Annotated in this window: 9 protein-coding genes; all 9 read left to right on the top strand. The window is 43.6% G+C overall.

The features are described from left to right. Positions 1-46 precede the first annotated feature (46 nt). Positions 47-2,074 carry an SUMF1/EgtB/PvdO family nonheme iron enzyme gene (locus tag ISP07_RS16565; protein WP_209328277.1) on the top strand — a complete coding sequence of 676 codons (2,028 nt, stop codon included), beginning with the start codon at positions 47-49 and terminating at the stop codon, positions 2,072-2,074. A 132-nt stretch (positions 2,075-2,206) separates the two neighbouring features. After that, positions 2,207-3,250 carry a rod shape-determining protein gene (locus tag ISP07_RS16560; protein WP_054552787.1) on the top strand — a complete coding sequence of 348 codons (1,044 nt, stop codon included), beginning with the start codon at positions 2,207-2,209 and terminating at the stop codon, positions 3,248-3,250. After that, on the top strand, positions 3,250-4,092 hold the full coding sequence (mreC, locus tag ISP07_RS16555) for a rod shape-determining protein MreC (RefSeq protein WP_054552786.1): 843 nt from the start codon (positions 3,250-3,252) through the stop codon (positions 4,090-4,092). The genes ISP07_RS16560 and mreC overlap by 1 nt, the downstream gene beginning before the upstream one ends. Then, entirely contained in the window at positions 4,085-4,564 is a 480-nt protein-coding gene (mreD, locus tag ISP07_RS16550) for a rod shape-determining protein MreD (RefSeq protein ID WP_054552785.1), read from the top strand. The genes mreC and mreD overlap by 8 nt, the downstream gene beginning before the upstream one ends. Continuing rightward, entirely contained in the window at positions 4,564-5,133 is a 570-nt protein-coding gene (locus ISP07_RS16545; RefSeq protein WP_138616160.1) for a Maf family protein, read from the top strand. The genes mreD and ISP07_RS16545 overlap by 1 nt, the downstream gene beginning before the upstream one ends. A 1-nt stretch (position 5,134) precedes the next feature. After that, entirely contained in the window at positions 5,135-6,607 is a 1,473-nt protein-coding gene (gene rng / locus ISP07_RS16540) for a ribonuclease G (protein ID WP_054552783.1), read from the top strand. Continuing rightward, entirely contained in the window at positions 6,607-10,464 is a 3,858-nt protein-coding gene (locus tag ISP07_RS16535; protein ID WP_209328276.1) for a YhdP family protein, read from the top strand. Before rng ends, ISP07_RS16535 begins: the two co-directional genes overlap by 1 nt. Continuing rightward, positions 10,454-11,284 (top strand): carbon-nitrogen hydrolase family protein, encoded by an 831-nt coding sequence (locus ISP07_RS16530; protein ID WP_209328275.1) that lies wholly within the window; start codon positions 10,454-10,456, stop codon positions 11,282-11,284. Before ISP07_RS16535 ends, ISP07_RS16530 begins: the two co-directional genes overlap by 11 nt. Next, the gene (gene tldD, locus ISP07_RS16525) at positions 11,281-12,720 is read left to right on the top strand and encodes a metalloprotease TldD (RefSeq protein ID WP_055021391.1); all 1,440 of its coding nucleotides are present in this window, start codon (positions 11,281-11,283) and stop codon (positions 12,718-12,720) included. Before ISP07_RS16530 ends, tldD begins: the two co-directional genes overlap by 4 nt. The last annotated feature ends 13 nt before the right edge of the window (positions 12,721-12,733 follow it).

The raw sequence follows: 12,733 nt of genomic DNA, 5'->3' as shown, positions 1-12,733 counted from the left end.
AAAATAATAATGACCAAATAATTGCCGCTTTTTGGGAATGGAATATATGCGAATTGCTCCTTTATCTCTGTTAATTTCAGTTAGTTTGCTAGCGACAAGTGCATTTGCACAAGATACAGCTACGGTAACTGGCATTGAATCAGAGATCAGTAAAAAACAAGCCGAATACGATAACTCGACCCTAATCCTCGAAAAACACCTAAAAGAAGAAAGTCAGTTACAAAAACAACTCGAATTATTGCGCGCCCGCTCAACTGAGCTAGATAAAGAAAAAAACCAAGCGCTAGATGCAATGAACGAGATGTACCGCCGACTGATTGATGACCCAACTCTTGATATCAGCAATGCGCAGTCGCGTTACCAAAAAGCTGTGGTTGATCATAAACAAAACAAAGATGATATTTCGATGCAATTGGCGGCAATTGCTTCACATAGAAAAGATATCGAGCAAATTCGTGTATCAAAGCACACTCAGCTGAATACCTTAGAAAGCTTAAAAGAGCAGTTAGCAACAGCACGTGTTGAGCGTTTACGTAACGAGTTTACACGTGAAGGCACGCTAGAAGTTAATCATACGATTAACTGTAAGCGTACCGAAACACTTGCTGCCTGTGAGCAGCGCGGCCAACAAATGGGTTTACAAAAAGCCACTAAACGCTTTGTAGACCAGATTTTTGCTAACTTAACAGAAGAGCGTTTAGTTGAACCGAAACGTAACCTTGCCGGTGCACAGGTTAAGATTTTAAGTAGCCATGTCGTGAACAGTGCTTTTAGTGGTCAAGGTAACTACAACGTTAATTTAAGCGTGACCATGCGCGGTGATGTAAACAGCAGTCGTTTATGTAGCCTACTTAATTTAGACAATCGTTTTTGTGCAGATTATGGCACGCCTTTGGCCGGTAATTATCAAGCAAATTACGACGCAACGTATTCAGATAGTCAGTTAACATTCAGTAACTCTCAGGATAATAATCAAGTGGTCTCTGTATCACGTTTTAATGAGCAACCTGTAAGCGATTATTCTGTAAAAAAGCCAATTAAGGTTGAACCATTACCTGATCAAAATAAATCTAAAATGGTTGAATTAACACTGCGTTCAAATGTTTATGATGATGAAGTGTTTATTGATGGCGTGAGCTATGGTGCAACTAGGTTAACAACGTCATTACCAAAGGGCTTTCACAATATTGAAATTCGCAAACGTGGCTACAAAAGCTACAAAGCGCGAATTGATCTGCGTAAAGCACAAACCATTAATGCAAACCTAGTTAAAGTGCCTGAGCCAGTTGTTGCTGAAGTGACAGCGGCACCAGAGCAACCTGTAACAGCACCTGTTGCAAGTATTGTTAATAAAACCAGTTCTGCCAGCATTGTCGTTATTCCCGCTGGTAAATTTAAGATGGGTGATATTAACGGCAATGGGTTAGCGAATGAGCGCCCAGTGGTAGAAAAAACCATTGCTAACTCATTTGCAATGCAAAGCAAAGAAGTAAGCGTTGTTGAGTATGAGCAATTCGTTGCGAATACCGGCTATAAAACAGAAGCAGAAAAAGATCGCGGCTGTGCATATTACTTAAATGGTGAACCAGTTTGGGAAGCTACTCTAAACTGGCGCAATCCGGGTTTTGATCAAGAAAGCGATTTCCCGGCGGTTTGTTTAACTTACAACGATGCCAAAGCGTATGCAGATTGGTTATCGGGTCAAACAGGCCAGTTATTTCGTTTACCAAACGAGGTTGAGTGGGAATACGCTGCACGTGCAGGTAAAGAAACTGAATACCCTTGGGGTAACGAAATTGGTAAAAATTTAGCGAACTGTGGCTGGTGTGGAAGCGAATGGTCAAACAGGAGCGCAGCACCAACAGGGTCGTTTTCTCCTAACGCATTCGGCCTATACGATACAGTAGGTAATGTGTGGGAATGGACAAACAAAAAGTCAGGGCAGTCTGATGTGGCTGTTCGAGGCGGTGCATGGAATTTTGCTCCAAGCCTAGCACGCGTTTCAACGCGCTTAATCTTAGCGCCAGATTTTCGTGCAAACTATATCGGTTTCCGTTTAGTACGCGAACGATAAGAATTTAAAAAGGAAGCAATGGATGCTTCCTTTTTTAGCAATTTAATTAAAGCAGTTGCGCTTTTTCATGATTAGCATGATAGAGTGAGAGCAGCTAGTATAAGAACGAATTTTCAAAGGTCATCCAGCCTCATGTTTAAAAAACTCCGTGGTATTTTTTCAAACGATCTATCGATCGACTTGGGTACAGCCAATACCCTAATTTACGTAAAAGAAGAAGGTATTGTATTAAACGAGCCTTCAGTTGTTGCTATTCGTCAAGAGCGTGCTGGTGGCCCTAAGAGCGTAGCATCTGTAGGTACCGAAGCTAAGCAAATGCTAGGTCGTACACCGGGTAACATCAAAGCGATTCGTCCAATGAAAGACGGTGTCATTGCTGACTTCTACGTGACCGAAAAAATGCTACAACACTTTATCAAGCAAGTGCATAACAACAACTTTATGCGCCCAAGCCCGCGTGTTCTTATCTGTGTGCCTTGTGGTGCAACACAAGTAGAAAAACGTGCGATTCGTGAGTCGGCTATGGGTGCCGGTGCTCGTGAAGTTTATCTAATCGAAGAGCCAATGGCTGCGGCTATCGGTGCTGGCCTACCAGTGTCTGAAGCAACCGGTTCAATGGTTGTTGATATCGGTGGTGGTACAACTGAAGTTGCCATTATTTCATTAAATGGTGTGGTTTACTCTTCATCTGTACGCATCGGTGGTGACAAATTTGATGAAGCTATCATTAACTATGTACGTCGTAACTTTGGTAGCTTAATTGGTGAAGCAACTGCAGAAAACATCAAACACCAAATCGGTTCGGCTTTCAAAACAGATGAGCCAATTGAAATTGAAGTACGTGGTCGCAACCTAGCGGAAGGTGTGCCGCGTTCATTCACCCTTAACTCACACGAAATTTTAGAAGCACTGCAAGAGCCATTAATGGGTATTGTAAGCGCGGTAATGGTTGCTCTTGAGCAATCTCCACCAGAGCTTGCATCTGATATCTCTGCTCACGGTATGGTATTAACCGGTGGTGGTGCATTATTAAAGGATCTAGACCGTTTATTAATGGAAGAAACTGGTATCCCAGTTGTGGTTGCTGATGATCCATTAACCTGTGTTGCACGTGGCGGCGGTAAGGCACTAGAAATGATTGATATGCACGGTGGTGACGTATTTAGCTACGACTAATGAAGTTACTTTTTGGTCGTACCATCTCTTTGCAACTGCGGCTTTTTGTCGCAGTGCTTTTGAGTGTCGTGCTGATCGTGGGCGATCGCTACACGCAAGGTGGTACAACAATCCGCACCAGCCTAAACACTCTAGTTAGCCCACTTATTTACCTTGCCAACTTGCCCTATGAGCTATTTAGTATTGGCGCGAAGAATCTGCATACCCGCGAACAGCTTTTAACCGAAAACGAAGCATTAAAAAAGAAGCAGTTACTACAAAGCGAACAATTACAACAACTGCAATTTCTATCTCGTGAAAACGATAAATTACGTGCTTTACTCGGTTCATCGGCTAAACAATCAAATCGTAAAATTATTGCACAAGTCCTCTCTGTTCACTCAAACCCGTATAGCCACCAAGTGGTTATTAACCGAGGAACAACCGATGGCCTAAGCGAAGGCCAAGCTGTGATTGACGAAATGGGTGTAGTGGGGCAAATCACTCAAGTGGGGTCAACTACCTCGCGCGTACTACTGATGACAGATACAACTCATGCCACACCTGTGCGTATTTTACGTAACGATGTGCGTACCGTGGTTGAGGGTATTGGTAAAATTAACGTGGTAAAGCTTTCGCATGTACCGCATAGCCTTGATGTTCGCATTGGCGATATCTTGGTTACGTCTGGTCTTGGTGGTACTTTCCCAGAGGGTTATCCGGTTGCCGTGGTGACCGAAATTAACCGCGATGAAGGGCGTCCTTTTGCGCAAGTTTATGCTGAGCCAATTGCGCAACTTGACCGTATTCGCTTATTGGTTGTGCTGTGGCGTAATCAGCAGGAGAGCATCAGCAATGAATAGTCGTCACTCTTTGCTGATTGCTATCAGTATCTTTTTTGCATTGGTAATGGCACTAATGCCGTTACCAATTTCGTTTGAGCCATACCGCCCAGACTGGGTGTTAATGGTATTAATGTATTGGTCGTTAGCGGTGCCGCACCGTCTAAATATTGGTACAGCCTGGGTTGTTGGTTTATTAATGGACCTTGCATCAGGTTCGCCACTCGGTGTGAACTCACTGACTTATTCGGTGTGTATATTTATCACTGCTAGTAACTTCCAAAAAATTAGAAACTTTTCTTTATGGCAGCAAAGCATTTTAATTGCTTTGTTTTTAACGCTTTACCACCTCATGCAATTTTGGCTTAACCACTTTTTAATGGGCGTTTATTTTAGCCCGCATTATATGTGGCCAGTGCTAACCGGCATGCTTTGTTGGTGGTGGATATTCTTAATTTTGCGTAAATATCGCCGTCATTTCAGGATTAGATAATGCAAACCGCAATTTATTTGGCGTCTGCATCACCGCGCCGAAAAGAGTTGCTCAGCCAACTTGGCGTTGAGTTTTCTCAATTTAGCGTTGATGCTGATGAAAGCCAATTTCCAAACGAAGCCCCGCGTGATTATGTAGAGCGCCTAGCCAAACTCAAAGCACAATCGGGCGTTGCTATGGGTTACACCGACCGCCCAGTACTTGGCAGCGATACCGTGGTTGTCATTGATGATACCGCACTTGGTAAGCCGCTAGACCAAGCTGATTTTACCGCTACCATGAAGCGCTTATCTGGCCGTACCCATCAAGTGATGACGGCTGTGGCAATTGCTGATAGTGAGCAAGTAAAAAGCTGCCTTGTTGTCACCGATGTTACATTTAAACCACTCAGCGATGCGGAAATTGATGCCTACTGGCACAGTGGTGAGCCGCAAGATAAAGCCGGTGGTTATGGCATTCAAGGCTTAGGTGGCCGCTTTGTGAGTCATCTTTCGGGTAGCTATTTTGCGGTTGTCGGCTTACCTTTATATGAGACAGAGCAGTTATTAAACGAATTTTTAAGAGGGTAACATGAGCACCGAATTACTGATCAACGTTACACCGAGCGAAAGTCGCGTTGCGCTTATCGAAAATGGCGTACTGCAAGAAATCCAATTAGAGCGAATTGGCAACCTTGGGATTGTAGGCAATATTTACCTAGGTAAAATCAGCCGCGTACTACCGGGTATGCAGGCTGCGTTTGTCGATATTGGCTTAGAGAAAGCGGCCTTTTTACATGCATCAGACATTGTAAACAGTGCCTCAATTGTAGAAGGCGTTGACGAACAGCCAATCAAAAAAGTACAAGATATTCGAGAGCTTGTGCGCCAAGGTCAACATATCATGGTGCAAGTGGTTAAAGACCCGCTAGGTACCAAGGGCGCGCGCTTAACAACCGATATCACGATTCCTTCTCGTTATTTAGTGTTTATGCCAGATGCAACACATGTAGGTGTAAGCCAGCGTATTGAAACCGAAGAAGAACGTTCGCGTTTAAAGAAAATTGTTGCTGAATATGGTGATGATGACGGCAGCTTTATTGTTCGTACCGCAGCAGAAGGTGCATCTGAAGCAGAGCTACGTCACGATGCGGAATTTTTAAAAAAGCTGTGGCAAAAAATCGTCACTAAGCGCAAAAAAACCAGTAAAGAAAGTATCTTGCATGAAGACTTAACACTGGCGTTTCGTACTCTACGTGACTATGTAGGTGAAGACATGGAGCGTATTCGTGTTGACTCAAAACTAACCTATCAAGAGCTTAAAGAATTTACTGAAGAATTTGTGCCGCTGTTATCGGGAGCATTAGAATACTACCCGGGTGAGCGACCTATTTTCGATTTATTCGATGTTGAAACCGAGATCCAAAAAGCACTACATCGTAAAGTTGAGCTTAAATCGGGAGGTTATTTAATTATCGACCAAACCGAAGCGATGACAACCGTTGATGTAAATACCGGTGCGTTTGTTGGCCATCGTAACCTCGAAGAGACCATTTTTAATACTAATATCGAAGCAACCTCAGCGATTGCTCGTCAGCTACGTTTACGTAATTTAGGCGGCATCATTATCATCGACTTTATCGATATGATTAGTGATGAGCACAAACGCCGAGTATTGCATTCACTTGAATCTGCGCTTGCAAAAGATCGTGCAAAAGCCAACATAAATGGCTTATCTGCACTAGGCTTAGTAGAGATGACCCGCAAACGCACCCGCGAAAGCTTGGAGCACATTCTTTGTGATGTGTGTCCAGCGTGTTCAGGGCGCGGCTCGCAAAAAACGGTCGAAACGGTTTGCTACGAAATCTTGCGTGAAATCGTGAGGGTAAACCGTGCCTATGCAGCTGATAAGTTCATGGTTTACGCAGCGCCTTCGGTAAGCGAAGCATTGATCAATGATGAGTATCACAACCTTGCTGAGCTGGAACTATTTATTGGTAAGCAAGTCAGTATTCAAACAGAGAGTTTATACAACCAAGAACAGTTTGATGTGGTAATGATGTAATGAAGGCAAAAACGGTCTGCTTTTATTGTTTACGTAAGTTATGGCAAGTATTTGCTATTACTCTCGTACTGCTGGCCGTTATTGTCTCTGTGGTAAAGTACTCACTGCCATACGCGAATGACTATAAAGATGACATTGAAGCGTTTTTGTATGAACGTTTTGATGTAAATTTAGCGATTGGCTCAATCTCAGCCAGTTGGCAGGGGAAAGGACCCGCCTTAGTCATCGAAGATATTTCCTTTGAAGATAACCAAACCTCACCCATTGCACTCACCATTGATAAAGCGAGCCTTGAAGTTAACTTATGGGAATCGGTAAAAACCCGTCAGCTTAAATCGAGCTACTTTGTGATCAATGGTTTTCATGCTGATGTCGATTTACCAACGATGCTTGATTTAGGCAATAAGCAACAATCAGGTAACTTTGAGCAAAAAGAACTTATTGAAGGTTTGTTTCTTGGTGAAACAGGGCACTTTGCAGTGCAAGATAGTAGCCTTAACTTTATCCTCAATGATGGTAAAGAGCGTAAGCTCATTCTTGAAAACATTGTCTGGCAAAATACCCCTGAGCAACATCAAGGCTCAGGTACATTAGCGTTACCAGGAATTTCTGTTGGTAGCTTTGACGCCCGTATGGCGCTGAATGGTTCGACCCTCGAAACCATGGCAGGTGATATCTATGTGCAAGCGGCGAACGTTGATGTATCTAAATGGCTGGCACAATATATTAATACCGACAAGCAGCAGCTTAATTCAGACATCAACTTACAAACTTGGTTTAGCCTTGATAAAGGCCTGATCAGCGATGTAAAAGTGCAGTGGCTACCGAGTTTTATCAACTGGCAACAAAACCAAGAAGCGCATCAAATCAGTTTAAGCGAAGGAGGTTTTCATTTATTTCCAAAGCAAGGTGGCTGGCGCTTAAAAAGCACCGGACTTACCTTTGAAAGCGATTTAAAACAATGGCCAACCTTACAATTTGAAGCTCAGCTTGGCGATAAAAATCAAATTTGGTTAAAGCAATTTGATTTTGCATTGCTGGCCAAGTTATCGCAGTTAAGTAACTTTGAAGTACTTGCCCCGTTTTTAGCGCGTCAACCCAATGGTCAGTTAAGTGATGCCTACCTTGAGTTAGGTCAGCAGGATAACTGGCAACTTTGGTTTCAGGGCGAACAAATTAATTGGCTGTCGCTGCAAGGTGTTCCGGGTGGGCAAGCTATCCGCGTTAATGGCTTAATTAATCAATCAGCTGGGCGAATTCAGCTTTATGGCGAGAATAATCAACTATTAACAAACGGCAGCTTTAGCCAAGATATTGCCTATAACCAATTAAATGTAGAACTAGACCTTCATCATTACGATGATGGCTGGCGCATTAGTAGCGATAACATTTGGCTTGATAACGACGAAGTAACTGTGGCTGCTGAGATGATGCTCAGCCTCACTGATGAACCGCGGTTAGATTTATATGCTGAAGCCTATGCCCCTGATGCCAAAGTCGCTGGGCATTATTTTCCGTTACCTGTCATGAGCAAAAGCCTTGTTAGCTACCTCAATGGAGCCATTAAAAGTGGCGAAGTAAATAAAGCGCAAGTGTTGTTCTCAGGGCCATTTAAAGGGTTTCCGTTCAAAGAGCAGCAAGGTCAATTTGAAGTGTTAGCGAATGTTGAAAACGCGAACTATAAGTTTTCACCAAGCTGGCCAGAAGTTGAAGATGCCAATGTCATTTTACATTTCGAAAATGAGCGCATGGATATCTATAGCAAGTCGGGCAAGCTGGTTAATCTAGTCCTTGGCGATAGCGTGCATGTCAGTATTGCCGATTTAATGAATGCAGATGTCTTAAAAGTTGCTATTAATAAACGCGCCCATGGCGATAAGCTTAATCCCTTCTTTTCTGCGACTCCGTTAGCAAAACCGTTAGCTGATGTATTTGAGGTAGTTCAAGCTAAAGGGGAAGCGCAGGCTGAAATTGAATTACTAGTAGATCTAGAATCTGGTCATGTTGATGCGATTGGTGAAGTTGAGTTAGCTAATATTCCGATTTACCTTGCACAGCCTGGGATCACACTTAATCACATGACCGGTATTGTTAAGTTTAACAACGATAAAATCGACTTAAAAAATGCCAAAGCAGATTGGATGGGTATGCCGCTCACAGCAAGTTATAACAGTGAAAGTGTGGCTGATAATTATCGCGCTGAAATTGCTATAAAGTTAGCGCTTGAAGCTGAGCCTTTAATTGAACAGGCCCATGGTTTACTGGCCGGTTACTTAAGCGGCCAAAGTGATGTAGATATTAATGTGTCGCTTAACTTTTTACCGAATGACTTTAATTACCGCGCCGATGTGAGTGGTAATTTAATCGGTGTGACTAGCCAACTACCTGCACCTTATAGCAAAGGCGCAGAGCATAAATGGCCATTAACTGCAGTGGTACAGGGCGACCGTATTTCTAATTTGATCACCGCAAATGTTGATGAGCAGTTATTTTTTAATGCGATTTTAGATAATGGCGAAAAGAAATTTAGTAATGCCCATTTAATTTTAGGTGCACAAGATTTAGGTTTGAACCGTGAAGGTTTTGCGGTATCTATTGATTTACCAGAAACCGAAATAGTGCCTTGGTTTGGCTTAATTGATCAAATTATTGCGCTTACCAAAGTTAAGTCAGATGCGCCAAGTGTGATGCCTGCATTCAACAACGTAACGGGCAAATTTAATAAACTGGCACTACACAATATCGACTTTAACGATTTTGAATTTCGCTTAGCGCCAAAACAATCAGATTTAGAGTTAAAGCTAAATGCTAAAGAATTACGTGCCGATGCACTGATCCCAACCGGTGAAACACGCAGACCAATTCAAATTTTTACTGACTACCTGCGTATTAATTTTAACGAAGCTGCAGAGCAAACAGAGCAAAGCACTGAACCAGAAGATTTAAGCTGGTTAACCCGAGTCCCAGCCATCGAGTTTAACTGTGAAGATTGTAAAGTCGCTGAGTATCAGCTCGATAAAATTAAAAGCAGCTTAGTTGGGGAGAACGATAAACTTTTGTTTACTGAGCTGGTCATCGACAAAGGCGATCACGTATTGCGCGGTAAAGGGCAATTTGCCGATGGGCAAACACGCTTTAGTGGTAACTTACAAAGTGACGATATTGGTGCGCTATTTGATGAGTTTGATATCACTACTACAGTAAAAGACTCTGACGCCAATATTAAGTTTGATCTTGCTTGGCAAGGCGCACCTTATAGCTTTGATGTACCAAGTTTAGCCGGTGAGTTAGATTGGCGTTTAGGTGAAGGGCACCTTGCTGAGATCAGTGATGGTGGTGCGCGAGTATTTTCATTACTGAGTTTAGACTCGTTAGTGCGTAAGCTGAAACTGGACTTTAGAGATGTATTCTCCAAAGGCTTTTTTTATAACAGTATGCAAGGCACCATGCAGCTAGAAAAGGGCATTGCTTACACTCAAGATACCAAGCTTGATGGTGTGCCTGCTGATTTAACGATTAAAGGCCATACAAACTTAAATACCTTTGAAATTGATTACGACCTAGCGGTTGCGCCACAGGTAACGTCGAGTATTCCAGTGATTGTGGCATGGATGGTTAACCCGGTAAGTGGCCTTGCGGCGCTGGCAATCGATAAAGTGATTCACTCGGCGCGGGTGATCTCAGAGATCAACTTTAAAGTAACAGGCAGTATGAACGATCCTGTCGTCGAAGAAGTGGATCGTAAGAGCCGTGAAGTGACGTTACCGCAAGCCGCGCAAAGCCAGCCGCAGTCGTCAACGCAACTAAAATTAAAAGATGCCGCATCTTCAGCGAGTTTAGATAATAATGAAGGCTAATCCTCATCCACAGGTTGTTGCTGTGCAAATGTGCTCAAGCATGAATGCTGAGCAAAATCTCGCTTTTTTAGCAGAGACATTGAATCAGTTACCTGCAACTCGGCCATTGCTAGTGTGTTTACCCGAAAGCTTTTTGATCTTTAGTAAGCAAAGCCAAGCAAGCTATGAATTAGGTCTGCAAAGTGAGGCATATAAAGCGAAGCTTGCCGATTTATGTAAGCAACATGATATTTGGTTAGCTGCTGGCACCCTGCCTGTTTCGCAGCAAAATGGTAAGTATTTAGCCGCCTCGTTTTTATTTAACAACCAAGGTGATGTAGTTGCGCAGTACAATAAAATTCACTTATTTGATGTGGATGTTGCCGACACTACCCGCAGTTACCGAGAGTCAGATGCGACAGAAGCCGGCAAGGATATTGTGGTGGTTGATTCGCCATTTGGTAAAATTGGCTTAGCAGTATGTTATGATCTACGTTTTAGTGGCTTATTCACTGCCATTCAGCGCCAAGGGGCTGAGCTTATTTTAGTGCCCAGTGCCTTTACCACAGTTACCGGTGCAGCTCATTGGCATATTTTATTAGCTGCGCGGGCAATCGAAACACAATGTTATGTGGTTGCCGCAGCGCAGTGGGGCGAGCATGAAAATGGCCGCCACACTTATGGCCACAGCATTATTATTTCACCATGGGGAGAAACGCTCAGTGAGCTTGCCTCTGGTACCGGGTTTATCAGCCATGAGCTTGATTTAAACCGCTTGAATACAATTCGCCAAGACATGCCTGTGCAGTCTCAGCAACGATTTAGAGAGCATTTATTATGAACACGGTTGAACAGCATTTATTACATGACAGCCAACTAACGAGAGAAGAATTAGAAAAAACGCTCGCTTTTATTCATCAGCACCAAGTTGATTATGCCGACCTGTATTTTCAATCGAGTCACCACGAATCTTGGGTGCTTGAAGACGGTTTAGTAAAAGAAGGCTCATACAACGTTGAGCGTGGTGTGGGTGTGCGTGCTGTTAGCGGTGAAAAAACCGGTTTTTCATACTCAGATGCGATTAACCTTGAAGCGTTAAACAAAGCCGCAACGGCAGCGCGCAGCATTGCTAATGCAGGCGAAAACAAAACGATTCAGGTGTTCAGTGATGTAGCTGCTAAAGAGCAGTATGCGCCGCATCAACCAATTCAAAGCATGAGCAACGATGACAAAGTAAGCCTGCTACGCGAACTTGAAAACTATATTCGTCAATTAGCGCCGGATGCTGAGCAAGTGATCAGTTCAATGTCGGCGGTTTATGAAGAAGTGTTAATTGCTGCAAGTGATGGCACCTTTGCCACCGATATTCGCCCGCTTATTCGCTTAAACTGCTCAGTGTTACTTGAGAAGAACGGCCGTCGTGAGCGCGGTGGTGCAGGGGGCGGTGCGCGTTTAGATTATGGCTATTTTAAAGAATTAGTCGATGGCAAACCGCGTTGGATGGAATACGCCGAAGAAGCTGTTCGCCAAGCAAAAGTAAACCTTGAAGCAATCGATGCACCTGCCGGTAGCATGGAAGTTGTGCTAGGCGCAGGTTGGCCGGGTGTGTTACTACACGAAGCGGTAGGCCATGGCCTAGAAGGTGACTTTAACCGTAAAGGCGCATCAGCGTTTAGCGGTAAAGTAGGGCAAAAGGTAGCATCTGAGCTGTGTACAGTCGTGGATGATGGCACCATTGCTGATCGCCGTGGTTCATTGAACGTGGATGACGAAGGGACACCTGCTGCGTATAACGTGCTTATTGAAAACGGTATTCTAAAAGGCTATATGCAAGATAAGCTAAATGCCCGTTTGATGGGAGTTAACCCTACTGGTAACGCACGCCGTGAATCGTATGCTCATTTACCTATGCCACGTATGACCAACACCTATATGCTAGGTGGCGAGCACAGCCAAGCCGATATCATCAGCTCAGTGAAAAAAGGTATCTTTGCTCCTAACTTCGGTGGTGGCCAAGTGGATATTACGTCGGGTAAGTTTGTATTTAGTGCTTCTGAAGCCTACTTAATTGAAAACGGTAAAATCACACAACCTATCAAAGGCGCAACACTGATTGGTAATGGCCCAGAAGTGATGCAGCAAATCTCGATGGTAGGCAACGACTTAGCGCTTGATAAAGGCGTTGGCGTATGTGGCAAAGATGGCCAAAGCGTACCTGTTGGTGTGGGTCAACCAAGCCTTAAAATTGATAACCTAACTGTGGGTGGTACGGCTTAATTGTCCCTACTGA

Source organism: Pseudoalteromonas sp. PA2MD11 (assembly GCF_017808125.1).
In the GTDB taxonomy this organism is placed as follows: Bacteria; Pseudomonadota; Gammaproteobacteria; order Enterobacterales; family Alteromonadaceae; genus Pseudoalteromonas; species Pseudoalteromonas simplex.
This window is presented reverse-complemented; position numbering and strand designations above follow the sequence as displayed.